At 56.2% G+C, this 24269-nt stretch carries 21 protein-coding genes and 1 pseudogene; 11 read left to right on the forward strand and 11 right to left on the reverse strand.

Annotated elements, in window-relative coordinates:
- The first annotated feature begins 442 nt into the window (after positions 1-442).
- The 3 genes from allD (at position 443) to V8L73_RS14620 (ending at position 3920) form a co-directional block, all read left to right on the forward strand.
- Positions 443-1492 (forward strand): ureidoglycolate dehydrogenase, encoded by a 1050-nt coding sequence (gene allD / locus V8L73_RS14610; RefSeq protein WP_347253330.1) that lies wholly within the window; start codon positions 443-445, stop codon positions 1490-1492.
- A gap of 266 nt (positions 1493-1758) precedes the next feature.
- Positions 1759-2976 (forward strand): MFS transporter, encoded by a 1218-nt coding sequence (locus tag V8L73_RS14615; protein WP_027275001.1) that lies wholly within the window; start codon positions 1759-1761, stop codon positions 2974-2976.
- Positions 2977-3077: 101 nt separating this feature from the next.
- Positions 3078-3920 carry a DUF2877 domain-containing protein gene (locus V8L73_RS14620; RefSeq protein ID WP_347253331.1) on the forward strand — a complete coding sequence of 281 codons (843 nt, stop codon included), beginning with the start codon at positions 3078-3080 and terminating at the stop codon, positions 3918-3920.
- Here the strand turns inward: V8L73_RS14620 and allS are convergent.
- The 4 genes from allS to V8L73_RS14640 all read right to left on the reverse strand — a co-directional run bounded on the left by allS (position 3917) and on the right by V8L73_RS14640 (position 7730).
- Complete coding sequence (gene allS, locus V8L73_RS14625) at positions 3917-4861, reverse strand: HTH-type transcriptional activator AllS (RefSeq protein WP_027275003.1); 945 nt, start codon at positions 4859-4861, stop codon at positions 3917-3919. The two genes, V8L73_RS14620 and allS, sit on opposite strands and share 4 nt — an antisense overlap.
- 206 nt (positions 4862-5067) lie before the next feature.
- A complete protein-coding gene (locus V8L73_RS14630; protein ID WP_347253332.1) occupies positions 5068-5529 on the reverse strand; it encodes a YfbM family protein in 462 nt (153 codons plus the stop codon).
- A 57-nt stretch (positions 5530-5586) separates the two neighbouring features.
- Positions 5587-6669 (reverse strand): SMI1/KNR4 family protein, encoded by a 1083-nt coding sequence (locus V8L73_RS14635; RefSeq protein ID WP_347253333.1) that lies wholly within the window; start codon positions 6667-6669, stop codon positions 5587-5589.
- A gap of 38 nt (positions 6670-6707) precedes the next feature.
- Positions 6708-7730: a DUF4272 domain-containing protein gene (locus tag V8L73_RS14640; protein ID WP_347253334.1), complete on the reverse strand. Its 1023-nt coding sequence runs from the start codon at positions 7728-7730 to the stop codon at positions 6708-6710.
- A gap of 358 nt (positions 7731-8088) precedes the next feature.
- Between V8L73_RS14640 and V8L73_RS14645 the strand changes: the two genes are divergently transcribed.
- Complete coding sequence (locus tag V8L73_RS14645) at positions 8089-9072, forward strand: alpha/beta hydrolase family protein (RefSeq protein WP_347253335.1); 984 nt, start codon at positions 8089-8091, stop codon at positions 9070-9072.
- Positions 9073-9148: 76 nt separating this feature from the next.
- On the opposite strand, the gene V8L73_RS14650 is transcribed toward V8L73_RS14645, so the two are convergent.
- Genes V8L73_RS14650 through V8L73_RS14665 form a run of 4 tightly spaced genes read right to left on the reverse strand, consistent with a single transcriptional unit; the run spans position 9149 to position 14075 of the window.
- On the reverse strand, positions 9149-9541 hold the full coding sequence (locus tag V8L73_RS14650; RefSeq protein WP_261832570.1) for a hypothetical protein: 393 nt from the start codon (positions 9539-9541) through the stop codon (positions 9149-9151).
- On the reverse strand, positions 9538-9897 hold the full coding sequence (locus V8L73_RS14655; RefSeq protein ID WP_347253336.1) for a hypothetical protein: 360 nt from the start codon (positions 9895-9897) through the stop codon (positions 9538-9540). Before V8L73_RS14655 ends, V8L73_RS14650 begins: the two co-directional genes overlap by 4 nt.
- Positions 9898-9919: 22 nt before the next feature.
- A complete protein-coding gene (glnE, locus tag V8L73_RS14660) occupies positions 9920-12760 on the reverse strand; it encodes a bifunctional [glutamate--ammonia ligase]-adenylyl-L-tyrosine phosphorylase/[glutamate--ammonia-ligase] adenylyltransferase (RefSeq protein WP_422655591.1) in 2841 nt (946 codons plus the stop codon).
- 25 nt (positions 12761-12785) lie between these two features.
- Complete coding sequence (locus V8L73_RS14665; protein WP_347253337.1) at positions 12786-14075, reverse strand: inorganic triphosphatase; 1290 nt, start codon at positions 14073-14075, stop codon at positions 12786-12788.
- A gap of 246 nt (positions 14076-14321) precedes the next feature.
- Between V8L73_RS14665 and V8L73_RS14670 the strand changes: the two genes are divergently transcribed.
- From V8L73_RS14670 to V8L73_RS14680, 3 genes are all read left to right on the forward strand, one after another.
- Positions 14322-14945 (forward strand): TIGR04211 family SH3 domain-containing protein, encoded by a 624-nt coding sequence (locus V8L73_RS14670; protein WP_261832574.1) that lies wholly within the window; start codon positions 14322-14324, stop codon positions 14943-14945.
- 94 nt (positions 14946-15039) lie between these two features.
- Complete coding sequence (locus V8L73_RS14675) at positions 15040-16278, forward strand: multifunctional CCA addition/repair protein (protein WP_347253338.1); 1239 nt, start codon at positions 15040-15042, stop codon at positions 16276-16278.
- A 138-nt stretch (positions 16279-16416) separates the two neighbouring features.
- Entirely contained in the window at positions 16417-16983 is a 567-nt protein-coding gene (locus V8L73_RS14680; protein ID WP_027275012.1) for a hypothetical protein, read from the forward strand.
- Positions 16984-17031: 48 nt separating this feature from the next.
- Here V8L73_RS14680 and bacA read toward each other — a convergent pair.
- Positions 17032-17930: pseudogene (gene bacA / locus V8L73_RS14685) on the reverse strand (undecaprenyl-diphosphate phosphatase).
- A 34-nt stretch (positions 17931-17964) separates the two neighbouring features.
- A complete protein-coding gene (folB, locus tag V8L73_RS14690; protein ID WP_027275014.1) occupies positions 17965-18333 on the reverse strand; it encodes a bifunctional dihydroneopterin aldolase/7,8-dihydroneopterin epimerase in 369 nt (122 codons plus the stop codon).
- A 109-nt stretch (positions 18334-18442) separates the two neighbouring features.
- Between folB and plsY the strand changes: the two genes are divergently transcribed.
- Positions 18443-19081 carry a glycerol-3-phosphate 1-O-acyltransferase PlsY gene (gene plsY, locus V8L73_RS14695; protein WP_027275015.1) on the forward strand — a complete coding sequence of 213 codons (639 nt, stop codon included), beginning with the start codon at positions 18443-18445 and terminating at the stop codon, positions 19079-19081.
- 6 nt (positions 19082-19087) lie between these two features.
- Here plsY and tsaD read toward each other — a convergent pair whose 3' ends face one another.
- Positions 19088-20110 carry a tRNA (adenosine(37)-N6)-threonylcarbamoyltransferase complex transferase subunit TsaD gene (gene tsaD / locus V8L73_RS14700; protein ID WP_027275016.1) on the reverse strand — a complete coding sequence of 341 codons (1023 nt, stop codon included), beginning with the start codon at positions 20108-20110 and terminating at the stop codon, positions 19088-19090.
- Positions 20111-20359: 249 nt separating this feature from the next.
- On the opposite strand from tsaD, the gene V8L73_RS14705 reads away from it, so the two are divergent.
- The 3 genes from V8L73_RS14705 (at position 20360) to dnaG (ending at position 24203) form a co-directional block, all read left to right on the forward strand.
- Positions 20360-21886 carry a vWA domain-containing protein gene (locus tag V8L73_RS14705; RefSeq protein WP_261832579.1) on the forward strand — a complete coding sequence of 509 codons (1527 nt, stop codon included), beginning with the start codon at positions 20360-20362 and terminating at the stop codon, positions 21884-21886.
- A 160-nt stretch (positions 21887-22046) separates the two neighbouring features.
- Positions 22047-22262: a 30S ribosomal protein S21 gene (gene rpsU, locus V8L73_RS14710; protein ID WP_027275017.1), complete on the forward strand. Its 216-nt coding sequence runs from the start codon at positions 22047-22049 to the stop codon at positions 22260-22262.
- Between the two features lie 192 nt (positions 22263-22454).
- Complete coding sequence (gene dnaG / locus V8L73_RS14715) at positions 22455-24203, forward strand: DNA primase (RefSeq protein WP_027275018.1); 1749 nt, start codon at positions 22455-22457, stop codon at positions 24201-24203.
- The last annotated feature ends 66 nt before the right edge of the window (positions 24204-24269 follow it).

A 24269-nucleotide genomic window follows, 5' to 3' on the forward strand; every position in this document is an offset into this window, starting at 1 on the left:
ACTAAAACATGAACCCAATATTTTCTGCATACGTCATCCAGAGGTATAAACAGGAATAGGTTTTTATTCTAATTAATAGCTTGGAATTAATTCCCCCACAGGAAAAACCAAAACGCTTAATAAAAATTAAAACCCATTACGCGACAGAAAAAATTCAAACCTGCGACAACTCACTAAGTTGGCTAAAAAGCTATATAAAAAAACCGCTCATCAAAGTGAGAGCGGTCACACTTCGGTTATTATAAAAAAAATGTATCAAATCAGTAGCCGATTATTTAATTAACTAAGAGGAATCCATTTATTAAGTTATTTTAATAATCCCACATTCATTTAATGAATTTTTTTTCCAATTCCGTAACGCCAATGTTGATCACATTATTTCACTCTTTTTATCGCAATTATCGGCACAGCGTTTTTTACCATGCAAAAGGATGACCCTGTAATGAGAATCTCCCGACAGAAGCTTCATCAGTTGATAAAAAACAAAATTGCCGCCGCCGGGCTCTCGCCTGAACACGCGGATACGGTTGCGGACGTTCTCGTACACGCTGACGCGAGAGGCATACATTCCCACGGCGCGGTTCGCGTCGAATACTACGCCGAGCGCATCAGCAAGGGGGGAACCAACGGCGCTCCCCACTTTACGTTTGAGAAAACCGGCCCCTGCAGCGGCACCTTTGACGGAGACAACGGCGCCGGGCACGTAGCGGCCAAGCTTGCAATGGAACGCGCCATTGAAATGGCTCAAGAACAGGGCGTGGCCGTCGTGGGGGCCCGTAGAATCGGCCACAGCGGCGCGCTGTCCTACTACGTTCAGCAGGCAGCAAGGGCCGGCATGATTGGCGTTTCCGTATGCCAGTCCGATCCGATGGTCGTTCCCTTCGGCGGCGCAGAAGCCTACTTCGGCACCAACCCTATCGCCTTTGCCGCACCGGGGGAAAACGACGATATCATCACCTTTGATATGGCGACTACCGTACAGGCATGGGGAAAAATACTGGATGCGCGCGCTCGCCGAGTCGCCATTCCCGAAAGCTGGGCCGTCGACGGTCAGGGCGTTCCCACAACCGATCCCATGGAGGTCAAAGGGCTGCTGCCGGTGGCTGGCCCCAAGGGTTACGGCCTGATGATGATGGTTGACGTGCTGTCCGGCATCCTGCTGGGCCTTCCCTTCGGCAAGCACGTCAGCTCGATGTATCACGACCTTTCCCAAGGCCGGGAACTGGGGCAGCTGCACGTGGTTATCAACCCGGCGTACTTTACTTCGGCTGACGCATTTAGAAGCCACATCAGCCAGATGATGAGGGAACTGAACGCCGTGAAGGCCGCGCCGGGTACGGAGAAAGTGCTTTACCCCGGCCAAAACTGTGACATCGCCGAGCGAGAAAGCGATATTCACGGCATTGAGATTGTTGACGATATCTATGAATACCTGATATCTGACGCACTTTATAAAAATTCTTACGACCACAAAGATCCGTTTGCTTCATAACGCAATGCGAAGGTTAACCCCATTATTATTGCGGTTATTTTAAACGGTTAATATTAATTAACGGACATCGTCGAAAATATGGCCTAAAAAAAGCAGTGATAAAAAATTCTGGCCTCGATAAAAAATCAATAGCAAGGAGTTCAACGCCATCATCACAAGAAAATATTCTCCCAACGGGAGAGTGGGCGCAAAAACGAAAGAAATAATTAGCTTTTAAAGAACATTTAAGAATAGTGTGGTTATATAAATATCGTTGAGGATTCATTATGGATAACGAAGTAAAAAAAGAGCTTTTCCCCTATTGGATTAGGCTCGTCATAATATTTTTTCTCGGCTGGATCGCAATCTATGCGGGCCGTTCTGTATTAAACCCCATCATGCCCCTGATTCAGGCCGAATTCGGCCTGTCAAAGGGCAACCTCGGACTTATCAGCAGTCTCTTTTTCCTTACCTATACCGTGCTTCAAATTCCAGCCGGTATCTACGGAGACAAAATCGGCCGAAAGAAGATCATGGTTCCCGGCTTTATGCTGTTTGCAGCCTTTATCGCTTCCGTCAGCATCTCTCCAAGCTTCATCATTTTCATCATCTTTTGGATGATGACCGGCGCGGCTCAGGGAGCGTACTACGGCCCGCAGTACGCACTGTCCTCTGAAGCTATCCCGAAGAAGTGGATTACGCTTGGCAGCGCCGTCATCGGCAGCGGCATGTCGTTCGGCATCGCGTTAGGCTACTACCTGTCGAGCACCATGGTAGACAGTTTCCACACGTCCTGGAAAATGCCGTTTTTGGCGATTGCAGTACCTATTTTTATCGTTGCTCTGCTGATGCTGTTCTTTATCCGTGAAAACGCACAGCCAAAAGGTCCTCAGGCCGCGACGGCCCCCAAAAGCGACTTCCGCTTTACGGATCTGTTCAAAAACCGCAACCTGATCATGGCCTATATCACCATTTTCTGTTCGATATACGGCTTCTTCGTCATCATCACCTGGCTGCCCTACTACCTGCAAAAAGAGCGCGGGATGGACATCGTTCACGCGGCCAGCATCGCGTCGATCGTTCCGTGGATTTCCATTATCGGCACGCTGATTTGCAGCTACGCCTCCGACAAGCTGGGTCGCAGAAAGCCGGTGGTGCTGTTTATGATGCCGCTGTCGCTTTTAGCCATCTTCGGCATCGTTTATTCCAGCTCTGAAGCCGTGCTTATTGCCGTGCTTATCCTGTACGGGTTTATCGGCAAAATCAGCCTCAACCCGGTGCTGGTGGCTCTCGTCGCGGACAACGCCCCGAGAGCGGCGCTGAGTACCGCCTTCGGCCTGTATAACTTCTTCGGCATGGCGGCGTCTATCTTTGCCCCGGTCGTTACCGGCTTTATCGCAGACAGCACCGGCAGCCTCAACGCTGGTTTCTACTTCGCGGCCGTAGTGACCGTGGTCGGGATTATCGCCATGCTGTTCGTTAAAGAAGGGGAAAAGCAGGCCTAAGCTGCTTATGCCGCCAAGCCACGATGCGCCCGACGCCGCTTATCGAGTCTGGGCGCATCGCAGCAGGCGGAAAAGATAACGTATGCAAGGCAATCATTACGATGACTCAGCTTTCCACTCTGGCTTATAGCCACGCGGCGCCCCACGCGTCGGGTTTGGCTACCTGCATCGGCGTTTACAGCAAGGCAATCAACCTGCTGACCGAAAGCGGCGGGCTTCTGACGCTTCATGACGCTACTCACGGCCTGAGCCCCGCGGGTTGGCTATTGGCAGACGCGGATTTCCATACGATAAGTAGAAAGATACAGCCCCAGTCCATCGTCCGCTTAAGCGCTGAAGGGCTGGAATCTGACGGATTTCTCCTAAGGCGCGCCGGGCGTCGGCTAAACTTGCGATTAAACGCCTCCGCCATGCCGCTACACGCCGAACGCCTACGGAGCGTCCTATGTCATCTTCCTAAGGAAACCGGCCTCTACGGCCCCCTTCACCGCCTCGCCACCGCTCCGCTTAGCGCCGAGCTAAAGCGCATAGTCGCACTGTTTTCACAATCGCTGTGCGGCCAACGGGTAGACTGGAGTTCCTATATCGGCATGGGGCCAGGGCTGACGCCCAGCAGCGACGACGTGCTGGTCGGCATGCTGGCGGCAGCCTACGGCTATACGCCCAGCGCGCACGCGCTGCGCCGCTGCCCGCTCTTCGCCCACGCTCAGCCGCTAGAACGGCTGACGACCCACGTCAGCTGCGCCTATTTGCATCACGCCGGCAAGGGCTATTTTTCAACGCCGCTGCGGCGTGCGGTGTTCGCACTGCGGCAAAATGGCAGGGATATGGCTGCCGTTGCCCGGCTGCTGTCGCACGGCCACACGTCGGGAGCGGATACGCTATTGGGCGTCTGGCTGGGCGCGACGGCGATTGAACAGCTGCCCTCCGGTTTTTCCCTCTAAGGCTGCCCTTGGGCAGCGCTAATGGGGCTGTCGATTCGGTATAAAAAATCCTGAACGATAGGGCTTCGCTCTTCAAACAGCGACACGATCTGCTGAGTAACCTTCCCCATCGTCGCATCTTTCCAAGCCAGACACAGCGGTGAGGGCTGGCGATAGTGGGGCACGTCGCGCTGAATAAGGCTACCGTCATCCAAATAGGGCTGGCACAGCGCCTTGGGTAAAAAACCGACCCCCAACCCGCGCAGGTGGCAGGCCAGCTTGGTATGAAGGTTCGGCACTTTGATATCCCTCTGCCCCGGAAGCAGCCAGGCAACCCGCTTGGGCAAATTGCGCGACGTATCTTCGATATTAATCGCCGGGTAGGCGCGCAGCTGGTCTTCCGTCAGGCTGCCGGTCACTTTTGCCAAAGGGTGATGAGGGGCGATAACAAACACCCAGTTCAGCTCGCCGAGCTGTAAAATGTTGATGCCGTTATCCAGAGACTCCCAGCCGGTGGCGCCGATGGCGATTTGATAGCCGTCATTAAGCAGCGTATCCCAAACGCCCATATACACCTGACGGGAAATCTGAACCTGAGTAAACGGGAAAAGCTGGTTCAGATGGCTCAAAAGCTCCGCCGCCGCCACCGGGCTGTACAACAGGTTGTTCACCACAATGTTGACCTGACGCTCAACCCCGTCGTTAATCTGGCGCAGCTCTTCCGACATGCCTTCCAGCCAGGTATTCCAGCGGTAGCACTGGGCCAGCAGGTACTCTCCGGCGGAGGTCAGCGAGACGGAGCGCGTAGTGCGGTGAAACAGCGGCGTTCCAACCCGTTCCTCCAGCATTTTGATGCGGTAGCCGATGGCCGCAGGCGTCTTGTGCATCGCTTCGGCGGCTTTAGAAAAGCTGGCGCTCTCTGCGACGTTGATAAAAGAACGGATAGTTTCCCGATCGAGCATCGTTACCTCGGCTCATGGATGGCTACGCCGCTTAGAACGCCTGATAAAGATCAGATACCGAGCAAAGCGCCGCAGCCCGTGATTAACTGGAACCTGCTATTGTATCCTGATATAAAAATGACGCGGTGATCCGCGTCATAAATCGAAATTAACCTTATGAATAAAAAGGGATTTGTATTACCTATGGCTGTATTACCTATCGTTTTCTAACAAATTTCAAAAACTACATGGCTCCCGGAAGCTCCTGCCGCCTGATAAAACGCTTTCAAATCGCAGAAGTTTTGCCAAAGGTAATCATAAAGTTCCTTTTCAACTTCACCTTCGCGCAACGGATAGACTTCATCCGCCATCATCGCGTCAAAATCAAACCTGTCGGTAAAAGCCCCGCTGTCAATCGCGGCAAGCCCATCGGCAGCCGCTTTTACCTGTAGAGGCGTCAATATCGCTGCCATTGTTGCCCTTTCCACGTGCTCTACCTCATCACAGAGCGGGATGACATAGCCAAGCGGAGGTTCCCCATCCGCAATATCCCCGGTCAGCAAATAGTGAATAAGCTCCCAGCTTTTATCAATGTCGCAGTCGACCGCGTCATAGGGGAAATCGTCACCGTCGCGATAACGCTCGACTTCTTCTTCCGTCATTTTTTTAAATAAGCCAATCATGCCCATTGTATTATCCTTATACCGCGGCCTTACTACGTTAACGCAACATATTGTGGACGCGCGTTAAAACCACTCGCCTTGCAAATACCCCTTAAGCTCGCCCTCCGGCGATTCGCTTGCGCGGGTGACTCTCAGCTCTGAGTTTTTATCCACAAAGGTAAATGCTTCCTCCGGCAGCACGTCCCGCAAGGCGTAGCCCATGAGAGGATGCCAAAACGCCAAGTCCTCAGCCCCAGAGCACAGCCTGCCTCGATAGGTATAGTTGGAAAACGAATCGCTGTCCTCAATCAAAAAGTGCTCCTTATCGATATATCCCGTATAGACAGGCGGCCTTCCGTCCTCACAGGGCTTATCGCCGTAGCGAATGACCCACGGCTCACCGCTGCTTACGGCGAACACGACTTCTTTTTTCAGTTGGCGATAAACATCCGCTCGAGCCGTTTTCCACTCCGGGCTGCCGACGTTTTTTTCCACCCAGTCGGCGGCGCTTATCAGTTCCGACGGCGCAAGCAGCCTGAACGCCTTACCGCTTTCTTTTCCCGTACCCGTAACCTGCCAGGCGTGCCCTTCATGGGCCAGTTCAAGATAATACGAAGGCAGCTTTACGCCCAGGCGGGCCTGTGCTTTGGCTATCTCTTGTGGCGAGAAGTCGGCGTCCACCATTTTAACGGCCAGCCCCGCTCCGTGACGGTTGAGCTGCGCTACCGTTTTCTGCCAGACGTCATAGAATTCCGCCATCGTTTTGGCTTTCGCCATCTCTTTTTTCAAGAAATTATTCGGCAACAGCGCGCCGCCGCCCGTTACGGTGAGCGAAGCGCCGCCTTCCATCAGCGCCTCGCCGGAGATTTTATAGGGGACAATCGTCGTTATCGGCGGCAGTGCGACTTCGTTGGTCGGCGTATCGGCATCGACCTTGAGGCTGAAGGCGCTTCCGTTCAGTTCCAAAATAAGCGTTTCTCTCACCTGATCGTCGCCCAGCCCGTTGGCCACGTAGACACCCTCATGGTGCTCCTCGGTCGCCGTCGGCACATCCCGTGAATCCCAGCGCTGCAACACGTTGTACCAGATGTAGGCCATACCCGAGCCGACGATAAAAAACAGGCACAGCGCGGCGCCTATCAGGATATTTTTTTGCGTTTTAGTCATTTGATTCAATCAATTCCGTGTGATTATTTTTAAACTACTCAGGTCGGCGTATCGACCTCGTCCCATTCTGCGTCTTCAAATCGCACCAGCCAGTTCAGGGCATGGTGGCGTTCGCTGATGACGCTGCCGGACAGGTTGGCGGGAACGACCTCCCCTTGCTGCCCCGCCTCGCGGATAGCCCAGTGCAGGCGATAGCACAAATCCAACGCGTCTAAAATTTCATCCGCCGGGCGAAGCCGAGCGGCGTCGATAAAGCTTTGCGTATCTTCGGCCAGAATAAGGTCCGTTACCCCATCAACGTCGCAAATCTCGGTCGGCAGGGAAAGTTTGTCTATCTTGCCTAAGCTCCACAACAGCAGCGCCAGAGCTTCGTAGCGCCACACCGCGTTGATGACGTCCTGCTCCTGCGGAGACGGCTCCGCCATAAAGCGCGCCTCTTCGGGGCTTAACAGCGATGCGGCGAGCGGCAGGCGAGAATAAATATTCTCAATATTATCGCCTTCGTCCTGAGAAAGACTTAACGCCCGCGCCGCGACGGACAGCAAAGCCACGCAGCGCTCGGCCACCTCTTTCGCCGAACGCAGCACCGCTTCGCCCTCCCCCATCACCGGCGGCAGTGAATTGGCGACGCGCACGCCCAACTTCTGGCAGTATGCGTCATTACTCGCCTTTCGGGCCAACGCGTCAGCAGGATAGGGCACCGAGCCGGTAATATCGCCCTCCCCTGGGGTCGCCAACAGCTCGCCCTCAGGAGATATCACCGAGCCGTCATTACAAAAACAGATGCCGTTCACCTGGCGCATCCAGTCGAAAAACGCGTCCGTATTCTCTTCTTCAATCTCTAGACTGAACTGGGTTTGAACGCGGCCAATGTGCTGCAGCAGGTGATACAGGTGAGCCGTCATCTGACTGCCGCTTTTCTCATAAACATAGCCCTGAAATCCGTTTAAATGCGGCTTAAGCTCGGGGTCAGAGCGATCGCGACGATGGTTGAGACGATGCGGGAAAGCGGGCGCCGACGGCGTATGCAGCGTGGAGTAGACGTTGAGTAGGAGCGCCATAGAAATAAGTCCTTTTAAACTGAATTCCGCTATTGGTGGAAATAACCCGGCGTTAAACCGCGTAACTTTACTGGAAATACCTTAATGAGTTTCGCTGAAAAATGCTTTCCATATCGATCCTCAACAGACAGTCGTTCGCGATGCGGATAAACGCCATTCCGTCCTCATCGACAGTTTCTACCGCTGCGCGAATAAGCAGTAATTCATTTTCAATACAAAAGCCCGCTTGAATTCAGGAAAGAAAGCATCGGAGCGCTTTATTGCAGACTTCGCAATGGGTTAATAGAGAGACTCATTGAAATGCCCTATAACCACTGGCAGTATGTGCGAGAATATCATTTCATCAAGGACGATTACTATGACAAAACGAACTAAAGCTCCCTTTTCTATGCTGCTGCTTATGGGGCTTTTCACGCTTGCAGGCTGCGGCCAAGACGAAAGCGCTACCAGCAATAATCCAACGCTGTCCTCCGAGCGCGCCGCTTTCCAGACCAATATTATCAACACCAGCTTTGTTGGTGACGGCGTGCCGGCCACTCCCCCTAAAGAGATCTTTAACCTGATAAGCTACCCGGCAAAAGATGGCCAGATGGCAGCCTACGTCACGCCCAACCCTCAAGACGGTAAAAAGCATCCGGCGGTTATCTGGCTTATCGGCGGCTATGGTGGAATCGGCAACGATGACTTTTTCTGGCAGCCGCAGCCCAGAGACAACGACCAAACCGGCAGCGCCTTCCGTAAGGCGGGGCTCGTTATGATGGTGCCAAGCTTTAGGGCTGAAAACGCTAACCCAGGCCGCTACGAAATGTTCTATGGCGAGCTGGACGATCTGGAATCGGCCCGCGCCTGGCTGGCCCAGCAACCGTATGTCGACTCGCAGCGCATCTATTTAGTCGGCCACAGTACCGGCGGCACCAGGGCGCTACTGGCCAGTGAGCTTTCCTCGGCTTATCGCGCAGTATTTTCCCTCGGCGGCATTCCCGATTTGAAAAAGCGAATAGAGGGAGGGCGTATGATGGTCAACGTTCCTTTCGATCAACGTAACGCTCAGGAGTTCAAACTGCGTTCGCCGCAGTTCTTTGTCACCTCCATCACCACGCCAACCTTCTATTTTGAAGGGCAGGAATATTACTGGAGCGAGTTTGACGATATGGGCGACGTCGCTAAGCGGAAAAACGTTCCGTTCTACACATACATGCTGCGCGGCGGCGATCACTTCAACATTATTTCGCCCGTAACGGAAGCTATTGCAGAAAAGATCCTCGCCGACGGCGGAGAGAAGACCAATATTACCTTCGATAAAGCAGACATTAGCCGCATCGAAAAAAATATTGGCCGGTAGTTTTTAATAGCCCCGGGAAACTGGGGCTATAGCACAGGGGGAAGATCCTCTTCTCCCTAAACCACCGCCGTCAGCTTTATTGGTGGAAATAGATCCCCATACGCTCCTGCGGTACGGTAATTTCCCAGCGAGAGCCGACAACAGGCGAAAATGCCTCTTTCGTATCTAGCATCAACAGACAGTCGTTCGCGACGCGGATAAACGCCATTCCATCTTCATCGACGGCTTCTACCGCTGCGCGAATAAGCAGTAACTCATTTTCAATACAAAAACCAAGCCACTCCCCATCATATGGGCGACAGCTGTCGCAGGATAGCGGCCAGTCAACGTCAAACTCCACGTAAAAAACGCCGTTCGGCAAGGGTTCGGCTCCGCCTCGCCAATAGCCGACGCCTTCGCCATAGGGGGAATCAAAGGTGATAAGAACGCCTTTTTCATTCTGCGCAATCGTCCTAACGGCGACATTCATTCTTCGTACTCGTTGTTATGAACAACGGTTGTAGCACTCGACGACGGCAATATCCCTACCACCACACCCTGAGCAATAAACCCACCTTCCCACAGGCGAAACGTCGTTCCCACACGCACATGGTGAAAAACCTCATCGGGTGAAAGAAAGATCATCGGCACCGCATGAACGGTCTCTCCCAAAAACGCGCCGCGCCCGAGTTCATCAAACAATATCCGGCAATCGTAGCCGTGGGAGGAAAGCGCCTCAACGCTCTCGAAAAAGACCGGGCAGCCGTAGCGTATCGCCGGGATATCTCCTTTTCTTCCGCTTTCGGACGCGGGAAAAAATCGGATATTCGCAATAAGCCTGTTCACACTGAGCCCTCTGTCAACGTCCCTACTCCCCAAGCCACCGCCGCCAGCTCTCTTTAACCTGCGTCCGCTCAGGGATAAAGGCGTCCATCGCGACTTTTCCGGACGTTTCCTGCAGCGCCAGACGGTGGATTTCGTCACGCATCGTCACGTAGGCGCGGGTCAGGGCCATCGCCTCTTCCTCATCCATAATTCCGTGGTTCGCCATCAGCTCGAAGATCCTGACGTTGTCCGACCAGCGGGTCAGCTTTGGCGTGTCGTGGGCATAGCGCAGCACCAGATACTGGGCGATAAACTCGATATCGGTAATGCCGCCTTCGTCGGCCTTCAAATCGAAAAGATCCGCTGACTTGCCGCCCAGATGGACGCGCATCTTCTCGCGCATTTCCCGCACGTCCCGCTTGAGCGTTTCCTCATCGCGCGCAAGGCAAAGCGTCTCGTGGCGAACGCGGTCGAACGCCGCTTGCAACTGAGCATCGCCATAGACCAGCCGGCTGCGCACCAGCGCCTGATGTTCCCAGGTCCAGGCTTCGCTGCGCTGATACTCTTCAAACGCCGCCAGCGTCGTCACCAGCAGGCCCGATTCGCCGGAGGGCCGCAGCCGGGCATCGACCTCATACAGAATGCCCGACGCCATGCGGGCGCTGAACAGGTGCATAATACGCTGCGCCAGCCGCAGGTAGAACTGTCGACCGTCGATGCTGCGCGGGCCGTCCGTCGCCACGTTGTCCGGGCAGTCGTTAAGAAAAACCAGATCCAAATCGGAGCTGTAGCCCAGTTCGATGCCGCCCAGCTTGCCGTAGCCTATCACCGCAAACCCTAGTCCGTCTCTCTCCTGCAGGTGCGTCGGCTGGCCGTAGCGAGCCGTCATCTGGAACCACGCCTGCCTGACGACGGCGCCAATAATGGCTTCAGCCAGGTAGGTGAGGTGATCGCTGACCTTCATCACCGGCAGCGCGCCGGCGATATCTGCCGCCGCGGTGCGCAAAATGTGGGTCTGCTTAAACTGGCGCAGCGCTTCCAGCCGCTGCTCTTCGTCCTCTTCCGGCACGCGCAGCAAAAACTGCCGCAGCTCGTCGCGGTAAGCGCTCAGCGGGATGGCCTGATACAGGGAACTGACGTCCAGCAGCTCGTCAAGCAGGATCGGGTAGTTCGCCAGCTGCTGCGCCACCATCGGCGACGCCGCGCACAGGCGAATCAGGTGCGTCATGGCCGACGGGTATTCAACCAGCAGCTCCAGATAGGTGGTGCGCGTCACGATGCAGGCAATCAGGTGAGTCAGCCGCGGCAGCAGGCTATCGGCGTCGTCCCGCTGGCAGACTTCCGCCAGCAGCCTTGGCATCAGGCGATCCAGCACGTCCCTTCCGCGCTGGCCGACGGCTCGCTTGTCCAGATCGTGGCGAAACGCGTTCAGGTGTTCGCCGACGCCCCGCTGCGCCTCACCGCCAAGCTTCGGCATCAGAGACGCAAGCTCTTCCTCGCTCAGCTCGTCTTGCCAGAGCGTGACATACCCCTGAGCGCTCCGCTCCTCTTCCCCCTCAGACGCGTCCTCGCCGATAAGCGAGCTAAACACTTCGCGCACCGCCTGCGTATGCCGATCCAGCACGCTCATCATCTCGGCCCAGTCGCTGCACCCCATGCCGTAGGCCAGCCGTGCGCGGTTTAGCTCATCGGTCGGCAGAGTTTGAGTTTGCTTATCGTCAATCGCCTGCAGCAGGTTCTCCAAGCGGCGCAGGTAAAGGTAGCTATCCCTGAGCGCATCGGCCTGCTCTCTCGACAGCAGCTCGAGCTCGGCGATGGCCTCAAGGGTCGGCAGCAGCGCGTTCCCCTGCAGTTTGGGCTCCCGCCCTCCCCGAATAAGCTGAAAAACCTGAGTAATAAACTCGATTTCCCGAATGCCGCCCGCGCCGAGCTTAATATTGTCGGCCAGGCCGCGACGGCGGACTTCGCGGGCGATCATGCCCTTCATGCCGCGCAAAGACTGAATCACGCTAAAATCGATATAGCGACGGAACACGAACGGGCGCAGCATCCGCTTAAGCTCTTCGGCGTAGGCTTCCCCCGCGTCTCCCAGCACGCGGGCCTTGACCATCGCGTAGCGCTCCCAGTCGCGCCCCTGCTCCTGATAGTAGTCTTCCAGCGCGCTAAAGCTGAACACCAGCGGGCCGCCGTCGCCGAACGGGCGCAGGCGCATGTCGACGCGATAGACAAACCCTTCCATCGTCACCTGATCCAGCGCCTTAATCAGGCGTTGGCCAAGGCGAGTGAAGAACTGAACGTTGTCGAGCTCGCGACGCCCGCCTCGGGTCTCCCCGTTTTCCGGGTAAGCAAAGATAAGATCGATGTCGGAAGAGAAGTTAAGCTCGCCGCCGCCCAGCTTTCCCATCCCCAGGATCAGCAGCGGCTGCGCTTCTCCCTGCGCGTTGACCGGCGTGCCCCATTCGCGGCAGCACTGCGCGTAAAGCCAGTCCCGCGCGCCAATAATAAGCGTTTCGGCCAGTTCGCTCAGCTGTGCCAGCGTCTTTTGCGTAGAGCACAGCGACAGGCTTTGTGCCCAGGAAATGCGCATCAGCATTTGGCGACGAAACAGGCGCAGCGTTCGCATCAGGGACGCTTCGTCCGTCACCTCAGCCATCGCGGCCCCAAGCCACTCAAGGTAGCGCTCCAAGCCGTCATCCTGCGGCGCAATGCGGTACAGCTCATTCAGCCAGTCTGGTCGGAACGTCAGGCTTTCGCTGACAAAGTCGCTCAATGCCAGCGCGACGCCGTCTTCCGGCGTGAGGTTCGGCAGTTCAGACGACAGCGCCAAAAGCGCCTCTTGCCGCTTCAGGCGCTGCGTTTCAAGTAATGGAGGAAGCGATTGCATGGCATTTCCTTAATTAAAAAGGGGCTCAGGCGCGCCCGTCGCCGCTTAACCAAAATCCAGGCTGCGCCAGCGCCCGGAGCCGATGCGCTTCGCGATCGCCCGCACCGTCATAAAGCAGCTGCCAGGCGTCGATATAGCCCGCCGCCGCGTCGGGATAAGCGCCGGACAAAAGCCAAAACGCGATAATCATGCGTTCAAGGCGAGGCTTACGGTCTTTGTATTCGTCCGGCGTCAGCGGCGCGCAAAACGCCTCTTTAAGCTCGGCGCGACAGCGAGACAGCATCACGTCGGCAAAGCGCTTGAAGGAACCGTTCAGTTTTTTCTCGTCGCGCTCGTCGATAAACGCGCGCCACCGTTGGCCGAGCATCCAGTCCATCAGCTCAAGCTTCAGCGCCAAATAGCCTTCGCCATAGCAGACGTCGCTGGCCGCATGGCGAGCCGACAGCCTCTCTTCCAGCGCCAGCAGCCGCTCTCTGAGCGCGCTCGACGCCTTGCGCGGGATCATGCCGCCCACCAGCGCTATCGCCTGCCGAACGGCCACCAGCGCGCGCCTGACTTCCTGCTGCGCGTTTGCGTGCCCTTCAAACCAGCTGGCTTCGTTGCGCTGCCAGTGAGCAAGGGCCCACTCCAGAGCGGCGCAAAAACCCTGTTCAACCGTCGCTCTCGCCGGGAGCGCCAAAAGGCCAAACGGCGCCGGCATCAGCTCGGCGCTCCCTTGCGAAAGCCGGTATCCTCGCGCCGCCTTACTCAGGCTACCCAAACGAACGCCGGTCGCAGACGCCAGCCTTTTCGCCAGCGCTAAAACGTCCTCAACGCGCCCCGCTTTCAGCTCCATCTCCAACTCACAGATAGGCTCTCGCTGTTCACCGGCCCGAACTTCTCCGAGATCCAGCGCGACCTCAATCTGGCTTTCGCCTTCATTCACCAGCCAGGCTTCGCGGGTAAAGTCTGTAGTAAACAGCGCGCCCAGCACGCCCTCAAGCCCGGATGCGCTTATTCCTTCAGGCCACGCGCTTTCGGGCAGCAGGCCTATCTCCAAGCGTTCACTCTTTAACGGAACGTTATGCTCCGCCCGATGAGAAACGCCGCCGACATGACTGCCGCCGGACTTCAGCGTCATTTCAAAGCGCCCGTCGTTTCCCCGAACTCGCAGCCCTACCCGATGGCGGCGCAGCAGGCCGTCGGCGGTGTCATAATAGGTGTTGGACAAACGCAGCGTTTCGCGGCTCTGCACGGGCCAGCCCGCAACAAGGACTTTCAGCGCCTCAACGGTCGTCGGTTCGACGATAAACTTCAGTTCGACTTCAATACTCATAGGCCCATTTCCACTGCCGTCACGGCATGCTTATACCCGTCATGCAACTCGAAATATTTAGGGTATATATTTAAACGATGCTTTCAGTGTAACAATTTCCACCGTTTTTCAGGAGAATAACCGCCACAGGAAAGTGATTAATCCTATTTACGCGGTTAACCGGGTTTTACATTTGCACCGCGCCCCTGAAATCTCTACTATCCATAGCTATGTTATTTCGCAACAGAAGATAAAAAAATACTGACGATGCTTAAATTCAAACGATTCTCGACGCTTCTGCTGATATCGCTCAGCATCGCCTCTTTCGGCGCCGCGGCGGCCGAAGTTCGCTATATTTCGGACGACCTTATCACCTACCTGCGCGGCGGCCCATCAGACAACCATCGGATCACCGGCGCGATTAACGCGGGTGAAAAAGTCCAGTTGGTTAGCGTCAACAACGACACCAAGTACGCACAAATTACCGACGCCAAAGGCCGCACCGCCTGGCTTCCCCTGTCGCAGTTGAGCACTGAGCCCAGCCTGAGCGAAAAGGTGCCGGCACTTGAGCAGCAGGTCAAAGATCTCACCGACAAGCTTGCCAATATCGATAACAGCTGGAACCAGCGCACTGCCGAAATGCAGCAAAAGGTCTCCAGCAGCGACGGTATCATTAATGAACTAAAGCAGGAAAACCAAAAGCTGAAGGAAGAGTTGGCGGCCGCACGCAAAAGCGTCAGCGACATCAGCCTACAGCTTGACGACAAACAGCGCACCATTATTCAGCAGTGGTTCATGTACGGCGGCGGCGTCGCCGGGCTGGGCCTGCTGTTAGGACTGGTTCTACCGTACCTGATCCCGCGTCGCAAGAAAGACCGCTGGATGAACTAAACGCAGAATGCTTGTCGAAAACGATAGTAACGCCGGTGCCCTTTGGCCGGCGTTTTTATTCAATGTCTGAATACGCTCTTCGCGCGGAGGCGATGTGAAAACCTATCTCGTTGGCGGTGCCGTCCGCGATGCTCTGTTGGGACTGCCCGTTCATGAACGCGACTGGGTGGTAGTCGGCGCTACGCCCGAACAAATGCTGGCGCTAGGCTATCAGCAGGTGGGAAAGGACTTTCCGGTCTTTCTGCACCCCGATACGCACGATGAACACGCGCTGGCCCGCACCGAGCGCAAAACCGGTGCAGGCTATACCGGCTTTAGCTGCTACAGCGCGCCGGACGTCACGCTGGAACAGGATCTGCTTCGCCGCGATCTCACCATCAACGCTATCGCGCAGGACGCAGACGGCGCCCTTATCGATCCCTACCACGGGGAGCGCGATATTGAGCAAAGGGTGCTGCGTCACGTCTCGCTCGCCTTTAGGGAAGACCCCGTGCGCGTACTGCGCGCGGCCCGCTTTGCCGCGCGTTTTGCGCCGTTGGGCTTCACTATCGCGCCAGAAACGCTGCAGTTGATGAAAGAGATCGTCGACGCCGGTGAAATCGCCCACCTTACGCCCGAACGGGTCTGGAAAGAGACGGAAAAGGCGCTGAAAACCGATGCGCCCCAGACGTTTTTCCAGACGCTGCGCGACTGCGGCGCGCTGGCGGTGCTGTTCCCCGAACTGGACGCCCTGTTTGGCGTTCCCGCGCCGGAGAAGTGGCACCCGGAAATAGACACCGGCGTCCACGTTTTGATGGTGCTTGAGATGGCTGCGCGCCTAAGTAAGGACGTCGACGTGCGCTTTTCCGCACTCCTGCACGACGTGGGCAAGGGGCTGACGCCGCCGAACCTTTGGCCTCACCATCCCGGCCACGGCACGACGGGGATCCGGCTGGTGGAAGACATCTGCCAGCGCTATCGAATTCCCAACGCGACGCGCGAACTGGCTCGACTGGTGTCTGAATTTCACGATCGGATCCACTCCGTCTACAGGCTGTCTCCGGAGGCATTGCTCGAGCTGTTTGATACCGTGGACGTCTGGCGCAAGCCGCAGCGCTTAGAGCAGCTTCTGCTCGTTAGCGAAGCCGACTACCGGGGGCGTACAGGGTGGCAGGAGAAGCCCTATCCGCAGGCGGACTATCTCAACGAAGCCTATCGCGTGGCCTGTGCCGTCAGCGTAAAAGAGATCGTCGCGGCGGGATTTAGCGGTATCGCGATAAAAGACGAATTAACCCAACGGCGCATCGCTGCGCTCCGCGCCTGGATAGACAGCCAACCGCCCATTCAGGCATAAGTAAACAAGTTCGGCTATCCTTACGAATGATAGAGATTAAATGGATTGTGTCTCGTCCTGCTTGCATGCCGTTCCCAACATTGGGAAGCGGCAGCGCAGACAGCGTAAATTTATTTAACCTTATCGGTAGGTGCCGCCATGAATCCTTTGTACCCAACAACGCTCCTCGCAGGCCTTGTCCTGAGCGCTTATGCCTTCGCTACACAGCCCGCCAACTACGACACGCGCTTTCTTCTGTCGGCGCACGTTCCTGAAAGCGCGACCATTACCGATGCTCAGGGCGTCCCCGTCACTGAAATCGCATTGAGCTTAACCCCTTCCGGCAGCCAACACGCCGCGCCCGCAACGCTATCGGCCGATACTCTGGCGGTAAAACCGCTGCGCATATGGAGCAACAGCACCGAAGCCGAACGAGTAAGGATCACCATAGACGATGGTCAATCGGCCACGGGCCAACGCTTTTCGCTCAATGGCTATGGGCGCAATGGGCCTGAGAAAATGGAATATACCGTGTCGACGGTCGACGATTCCGGGAAAAAAACCTTTCTCTACAGCGGCGCACAGCACGACTACACGCTGACGCCCATGAGCACTCATGCGGAAAAAAGCATTGCCTTCGTTTTTGAATCGTCGCGCGCCTATGGCGGCTATACGCCGGGAAACTATAGCGGCATCGCTTACGCCAGCGTCGCCGTCCTGCCCTGACAGGCCCTATGCCCGGCGCACGTTCGCGTCGCCGGGCATAGAGCGCATTTAGAAAAACACAAAGTAAATCACGCCCGCCACGAAGAAGCGATAGATAGCGAACGGAATAAAGGAAAAGCGCTTAATCAGGCTCAGGAAGGTTTTAATCGCCGCCAGCGCGACCAAAAATGCGGTGACAAAGCCCACGGCGAACATCGGCAGATCGCTCCACGCCAGATGCCCAATGCTCTTGTACATCACCAGAATGGTTGCCCCCAGCATCATCGGCACCGCCAGGATGAACGAAAACTCCGACGCGGCGTAGCGGCTGACGCCAATCAGCATGCCGCCGGAAATAGTCGCGCCGGAGCGGGAAAATCCGGGCCATAGCGCCAGACACTGAAAGCAGCCGATAATGAAAGCCTGACGGTAGTTCACGTCGTCCAGCCCTTCCGCTCTCGGCTTTTTAGGCTTGAGCAGCTCGGCGGCGATCAGCAACAGGCCGCCCGCAATCAGCGCATACATCACGGTTTTCGCGCCGAAAAGATGTTCTTTAATGCTGTCGTGAAGCGCAAAACCGGCCACCACAGCGGGCAGCATGCCGAGAATAATATGGATAAGCGTCAGGCGGCCTGTTCCCCTTCCTTCATGAGGCACCTCTTTTTTACCGAAGTGGATGCCGATAAGCCCAAACATCCGGCGCCAAAACACCACGACGACGGCCAGAATAGAACCCAGTTGAATCACCACTTCAAACGTTGACGCCGTATCGCCGGAGAAGCCCAGGTACTCGCCAACGATGATCATATGCCCCGTAGAAGAGACCGGCAGAAACTCGGTTAGCCCCTCAACAACGCCAAGAATAAACGCGACGACGAGATCGTGTAAGCCATCCATCAAAAAAACACCTTATGAAAGAAAAAAGACAAAAAAAGGGGCCTTTCAAAAAAGACCCGTGAACGTTTTATCCGTCAATCTCTGACAGGCCGCCGGGCAGTTAGTTCAAGCGATGCGCGCTTCGCGCGAGCCGCGTTCAATCACGACGCCAACGCTTGCCGCTCTCGCGACCGCGCCCGGCTTGTCGAGGCGAATTCTAACCCAGGGAATGGAAAAACGGTGCATTAAAAGTTTTGCCACCTCTTCCGCTACGCGCTCAATCAGCGCAAAGCGGCCTCCCTCAATCAGCTCAACCACCGCATCGCTGACCTCAGCATAGTTTAAACAGTCAGCGACGTCGTCGCTGGCCGCCGCTTTTTTATTGTCCCAGCCCATTTCGATATCGAGCACCAAACGCTGCGTAATGGTCTGTTCCCAATCATAAACGCCAATGGTAGTAAACGTTTCAAGTCGTTCTATAAAGACGGTATCCATGATTTGACTCTCTGTTTTTTCAATTAAGACGTACCACTTCTTATCGAATGTGCGTATTATCCACAGTTATCAGGAGTAAAACGACAACCGTAATATGAGGAGCGAATTTATGAGTGCTATCGCGCTTGGCATGATCATTATCGCTTATCTGTGCGGCTCGATTTCCAGCGCAGTGCTGGTGTGCCGAATCGCAAAGCTGCCCGACCCTCGGGAAAACGGCTCCGGCAACCCCGGAGCGACCAACGTTTTGCGCATCGGCGGCAAAGGCGCTGCGGCCGCCGTACTTATTTTCGACGTGCTCAAGGGGATGCTCCCCGTCTGGGCCGCCTACAAGCTGGACCTTCCCCCGTTTTCACTAGGGCTGGTGGCTATCGCTGCCTGTCTGGGACACATCTACCCCATCTTTTTCCACTTTAAAGGCGGTAAGGGCGTTGCCACTGCCTTCGGCGCCATCGCGCCCATCGGCTGGGATATCACCGGCCTGATGACCGGCACCTGGCTTCTCACTCTACTGCTTAGCGGCTACTCCTCGCTGGGCGCGATTATTAGCGCGCTGATAGCGCCGTTTTACGTGTGGTGGTTCAAACCCCAGTTCACCTTTCCCGTCGCGATGCTCTCCTGCCTGGTGCTTATTCGCCACCACGACAACATTCAGCGCCTGTGGCGCGGGCAGGAAAGTAAAATTTGGGACAGGTTCCGCAAAAAGAAAAACGGCGACGCGTCTGATAAAGACGAATCGCCGGAATAACCATTCTCAAGCCGCCGCAACCGGCGGCAGCTGGTCCAACGGCCAGCGCGGGCGGACGATGACCGGAAGGCTGGCGTGCTCTCCCGCCTTCAGCCTGACCATGCCTGCATAAGCAATCATTGCGCCGTTATCGGTACAAAATTCCGGACGCGCGTAAAACACTTCTCCGCCTCGCGCGGCCATCATCTCCGCCAGCTTTTTACGCAGCGTGCGGTTGGCGCTGACGCCGCCCGCCATCACCAATCGGGTAAAGCCGGTTTCATCCAGCGCGCGGCGGCACTTAATCGCTAGCGTGTCCACCACCGCGTCTTCAAACGCTCGGGCGATGTCCGCCTTGCTTTGCTCATCGTCTCCCGACTGGCGAACGGTGTTGGCAGCATAGGTTTTCAGGCCGGAAAAGCTGAAGTCCAGCCCCGGACGGTCGGTCATGGGCCGAGGAAAAGTAAAGCGACCGGCGGTTCCCGCCTGCGCCATTTTAGACAGCATCGGGCCGCCCGGATAGTCGAGCCCCAGCAGCTTAGCGGTTTTGTCGAACGCTTCGCCCGCCGCGTCGTCAATGGACTCTCCCAGCAGGCTATACTGCCCGACGCCCGTCACGCTGATGAGCTGAGTATGCCCGCCGGAAACCAGCAGCGCCACGAAGGGAAACTCGGGCGGATTGTCTTCCAACATCGGAGCCAGCAGGTGCCCTTCCATATGATGCACCGCCACCGCAGGCACGTTCCAGGCCATCGCCAGCGACCGACCGATGGTCGCGCCGACCAGCAGCGCGCCGATAAGCCCCGGCCCCGCCGTATAGGCCACGCCGTCAATATCCGCCGGGGTAAGCCCAGCCTGCTTCATCGCGGCCTGGATCAGCGGCACCGTTTTGCGCACGTGATCGCGCGAGGCCAGCTCAGGGACAACGCCGCCGTAGTCGGCGTGCAGCTTGACCTGGCTATAGAGCTGGTCGGCCAAAAGCCCCCGCTCGTCATCATAAATGGCGACGCCGGTTTCATCACACGACGTTTCAATTCCCAAAATGCGCATAGCTCATTAACCCGCAAGACTTCAAAAAAACAGCGACGATCATAGCATAAGGAGCGGAGGACTTAACGGCAGCTTGTGTAAAAATGCTACTTGATAGCGACAGCCGCCTACCGATTCCGCTAAACTACGCGCCAAACGTGCTAAAACACGCTGAAAGACGCCCGTCCAAGCAGTTGCAATTTGAAGTATGACGGGTATACGCTTTTCGGCGCCCGTTCCATTCCAAACAACCACTTGATCGAGACTGAAATGACGAAAGCCTACAGAGTGAACCGCAAAATCGCCTCTCTGGCCCTATTGAGTACGCTGGTCATTGCCGGCTGTAGCTCGACGGATCCCAACGCGAACCTTCCCGCTGCGGCAAAAACGACCGCCGGCGCAGAACAAGGCGCGATGTACACAGTAAGCAGCGCTGGCCCGGCAATGTCGATATCCGCTGGGCAAAACAACGGCAGCTACCTCAACGCACGCCGCTCGCTCGTCAACGGCAAGCTCCCCGACAGGCAGTCAATTCAGCTAAACGACTGGGTGAACTTCTTCCCTTATAGCTACCCGCAGCCTCAGGGGCGCATCCCCTTCTCGGCTTCAAGCGAAATCGCCAACACGCCGTGGAATTCAGAAACCAAGCTGCTGCGCGTCGTAGTAAAAGCAGACGATATTCAGGCAGCAGAGCGCCGTTCAGCCAATATCGTCGTTCTGGTCAATCCGGATGACACCGATCTTTCGCTGGTAAGGCTAAGCCTGACCAAGCTGGTAAATCAGCTGACGCCGCAAGACAGCCTGGCGATTCTGACCTACGCCGGCGACAACGGCATCCTGCTGGCGCCGACGCCCGGCAGCAGCAAGGATAAAATGCTGTCCGCTATCGACAATATTAAAAGCGGCCGGGCCGGTAAGGGCAGCGAATCGCGCCTTGCGCAAGCCTACCAGTTAGCGAAAGAACACTACGTCGCCAACGGCGTTAACCGCGTGATTCTGGCGGGCGGCAGCGGCTTTAACGCTGGCTTCAAAAACGTGATGCAGGCGCAGAGCTTCTTCTCCGACGCTCAGACTGCGGATATTTCCTTAACGACGCTGGGCTTCGCGGTTAACCGCTTTGCGCCTTCCGCGCTGGCGGAGCTGGCGACTATCGGCCACGGCGTCTACGGCTACATCGACAACGAGCGCGATGCGGAAAAAACCTGGGCCGAGCAGCTTCGTTCAACCCAAACGCCGGTAGCCAAAAATTTCCTCATGACGGTGGAATTTAACCCGAGCTTCGTAAAAGCCTATCGCCTGCTGGGTTATCAGCCGACGAACGCGACAGACGAAGGCCAAGGCGTTGTCGTTACCGGGCAAGCCCTGACCGCGCTGTATGAAGTGGTTCCGGCCGGCAGCAACGGCGGTTGGGAAGGCGAAACCTTTACGCCTAACGCCAATACCTATCTGCGTCCGACGCAGGAAATGGCCATGGTACACCTGCGCTATCAGCAGCCTACCGAACAGAGCGCCCCGCAGCGCATTGAGCTGCCGGTACCCAGCTCGCAGATGAGTACCTCGCTGATGCAAAGCAGCAAAGACTTCCGCTTTGCCGCTGCGGTAGCCGCGTTCGCGCAGCAACTGAAGTATAACGGCGCAGCTACCGGCCAGTTCACGCTGGACGATACGCTGAAGCTGGCCAAAGCAGGTAAAGACGACGACAGGTTCGAGCTGCGCGGCGAATTTATCCAGCTGGTGGAAAAAGCGCAGGAAGCCCTGCCGAAAAATTCGCCAATCAAAGGCCAAAGCCAGAACTAGAATAAATAAAAACCTTGCCGATTCGAACGGCGCAACGGTGAGAGAATCCGCATCGGGGGTTTACAAACACCCCCGGTTCGAAGTAGAATTCCGCACCATTTTGAATATCGCTGGTGATAACGTCAGCAGCAAACCGATTTCTTATTGAGGTGAAAGGTACATGCCGGTAATTAAAGTACGTGAAAACGAGCCGTTCGACGTTGCGTTACGTCGCTTCAAGCGTTCCTGTGAAAAAGCGGGCATCCTGGCAGAAGTTCGCAGCCGCGAATTCTACGAGAAGCCGACCACAGAGCGTAAGCGCGCTAAAGCGTCTGCAGTAAAGCGTCACGCCAAGAAACTGGCTCGCGAAAACGCACGCCGCACCCGCCTGTACTAATGCATTCCGGCTTTCTGCCGGGCACGCGTTGACCGCGCAGGTTGGTGTCGCATCGGTCGTTATTGCGAGACTTGTCGCGAAACGTAGCCGCACTTCCTTAAGGAAGGCCAGCTAACCGACTGCAAGCATGCCGTGCTTTCCATAAGGAAGCGCGGCTTGTTCTCATTTATGGACTTACGATTTTGAGGCTGAATGGCTGGACGAATCCCACGCGTGTTTATCAATGACCTGCTTGCCAGAACCGACATCGTCGACCTTATCGACGCTCGGGTAAAGCTGAAAAAGCAGGGCAAGAACTATCACGCCTGCTGTCCATTCCATAATGAGAAAACCCCTTCTTTTACCGTTAACGGCGAAAAGCAGTTTTATCACTGTTTCGGCTGTGGAGCCCACGGCAACGCCATTGATTTTTTGATGAACTTTGACCGACTGGAGTTTGTCGAAAGTATTGAAGAACTGGCCGCCATGCACAGCCTCGAGGTTCCCTATGAGGCAGGAAGCGGCACCAGCCAGCTAGAGCGCCACCAGCGGCAAAATCTTTATCAGCTGATGGACCCTCTGGCAACGTTTTATCAGGAAGCGCTCAAGCTTCCTCAGTCCCAAAACGCGCGCGACTATTTGGCCCAGCGCGGCCTGAGCGATGAGGTTATCTCGCGTTTCGCCATCGGCTTTGCGCCGTCGGGTTGGGACAACGTACTTAAGCGCTTTGGCCGTGCGCAGGAAAGTCGTGAGCTTTTAAGCAACGCCGGCATGCTGGTGACCAACGACAACGGCCGCACCTATGACCGCTTTCGCGAGCGCGTCATGTTCCCCATCCGCGACAAGCGCGGGCGGGTGATTGCCTTCGGCGGGCGCATTTTGGGCAGCGGTACGCCCAAGTATCTGAACTCGCCGGAAACGGAAATTTTCCATAAGGGCCGCCAGCTGTACGGCCTTTATGAAGCCCAGCTCAGCCACCCCCAGCTCAACAGGCTATTGGTGGTGGAAGGCTATATGGACGTCGTCGCGCTGGCCCAGTACGGCATCGACTACGCCGTAGCCTCGCTGGGGACGTCGACGACGGCGGAGCACATTCAGCTGATGTTCCGCTATACCGACAGCGTGATTTGCTGTTACGACGGCGACAATGCAGGGAGAGAGGCTGCCTGGCGAGCGCTGGAAACGGCCCTGCCCTATTTGAACGATGGCCGTCAGCTGCGCTTTATGTTCCTGCCGGAAGGCGAAGACCCGGATACGCTGGTGCGTAAAGAGGGCAAAGAGGCGTTTGAACGGCGCATGGAGCTGGCACAGCCCTTATCGACGTTTTTATTCGACACGCTGCTGCCGCAGGTGGACCTCAGCACCCCGGACGGGCGTGCTAAACTTAGTACACTGGCGTTGCCCCTTATCGGTAAAGTGCCTGGCGAAACGCTCCGCCTCTATCTACGCCAAGAGCTTGGTATGAAGCTCGGCATTCTGGACGACGCGCAGCTTGAAAAGCTGATGCCCAAGCAGTTGGATACGGAGCAGACAAAGCAGATGCCGCAGCTCAAACGCACCACCATGCGTCTGCTGATCGGGCTTTTGATTCAGCGCCCGCAAATGGCGACGCTGGTGCCGTCAACCGATGGGCTTGAGCAGTCGGAACTGGCCGGCGTGCCGCTGTTTATCGAACTGGTGAAAACCTGCCTGTCCCAGCCGGGGCTGACGACGGGGCAGCTTCTGGAGCTTTATCGAGGCAATAAGTTTAGCCAGCAGCTTGAAATGCTGGCCATGTGGAACCACATGATCGTTGAAGAGATGATCGAAGACACGTTTTTAGATTCTTTAGCTAAACTATATGACTCCATACTGGAGCAGCGGCTGGAAACGCTGATCGCCCGCGACAGAACCCACGGTCTGACGGCGGAAGAACGAAAAGAACTTTGGTCGTTGAACGTCGCTCTGGCAAAAAAGAGCTAGGTTCAGCGAACGTAATACCCTGAATGATTCAGGTTGCACGACGGGTATACAGCATTAACGGCTTAA

It is taken from the genome of Leminorella grimontii (assembly GCF_039789245.1).
In the GTDB taxonomy this organism is placed as follows: Bacteria; Pseudomonadota; Gammaproteobacteria; order Enterobacterales; family Enterobacteriaceae; genus Leminorella; species Leminorella grimontii.

Excerpts from the sequence above, each read along its gene's own strand:
- allD (WP_347253330.1), top strand. The coding sequence starts at position 443 with ATGAGAATCTCCCGACAGAAGCTTCATCAGTTGATAAAAAACAAAATT.
- V8L73_RS14615 (WP_027275001.1), top strand. The coding sequence starts at position 1,759 with ATGGATAACGAAGTAAAAAAAGAGCTTTTCCCCTATTGGATTAGGCTC.
- V8L73_RS14620 (WP_347253331.1), top strand. The coding sequence starts at position 3,078 with ATGACTCAGCTTTCCACTCTGGCTTATAGCCACGCGGCGCCCCACGCG.
- allS (WP_027275003.1), bottom strand. The coding sequence starts at position 4,861 with ATGCTCGATCGGGAAACTATCCGTTCTTTTATCAACGTCGCAGAGAGC.
- V8L73_RS14630 (WP_347253332.1), bottom strand. The coding sequence starts at position 5,529 with ATGGGCATGATTGGCTTATTTAAAAAAATGACGGAAGAAGAAGTCGAG.
- V8L73_RS14635 (WP_347253333.1), bottom strand. The coding sequence starts at position 6,669 with ATGACTAAAACGCAAAAAAATATCCTGATAGGCGCCGCGCTGTGCCTG.
- V8L73_RS14640 (WP_347253334.1), bottom strand. The coding sequence starts at position 7,730 with ATGGCGCTCCTACTCAACGTCTACTCCACGCTGCATACGCCGTCGGCG.
- V8L73_RS14645 (WP_347253335.1), top strand. The coding sequence starts at position 8,089 with ATGACAAAACGAACTAAAGCTCCCTTTTCTATGCTGCTGCTTATGGGG.
- V8L73_RS14650 (WP_261832570.1), bottom strand. The coding sequence starts at position 9,541 with ATGAATGTCGCCGTTAGGACGATTGCGCAGAATGAAAAAGGCGTTCTT.
- glnE (WP_422655591.1), bottom strand. The coding sequence starts at position 12,760 with ATGCAATCGCTTCCTCCATTACTTGAAACGCAGCGCCTGAAGCGGCAA.
- V8L73_RS14665 (WP_347253337.1), bottom strand. The coding sequence starts at position 14,075 with ATGAGTATTGAAGTCGAACTGAAGTTTATCGTCGAACCGACGACCGTT.
- V8L73_RS14670 (WP_261832574.1), top strand. The coding sequence starts at position 14,322 with ATGCTTAAATTCAAACGATTCTCGACGCTTCTGCTGATATCGCTCAGC.
- V8L73_RS14680 (WP_027275012.1), top strand. The coding sequence starts at position 16,417 with ATGAATCCTTTGTACCCAACAACGCTCCTCGCAGGCCTTGTCCTGAGC.
- folB (WP_027275014.1), bottom strand. The coding sequence starts at position 18,333 with ATGGATACCGTCTTTATAGAACGACTTGAAACGTTTACTACCATTGGC.
- plsY (WP_027275015.1), top strand. The coding sequence starts at position 18,443 with ATGAGTGCTATCGCGCTTGGCATGATCATTATCGCTTATCTGTGCGGC.
- tsaD (WP_027275016.1), bottom strand. The coding sequence starts at position 20,110 with ATGCGCATTTTGGGAATTGAAACGTCGTGTGATGAAACCGGCGTCGCC.
- V8L73_RS14705 (WP_261832579.1), top strand. The coding sequence starts at position 20,360 with ATGACGAAAGCCTACAGAGTGAACCGCAAAATCGCCTCTCTGGCCCTA.
- rpsU (WP_027275017.1), top strand. The coding sequence starts at position 22,047 with ATGCCGGTAATTAAAGTACGTGAAAACGAGCCGTTCGACGTTGCGTTA.
- dnaG (WP_027275018.1), top strand. The coding sequence starts at position 22,455 with ATGGCTGGACGAATCCCACGCGTGTTTATCAATGACCTGCTTGCCAGA.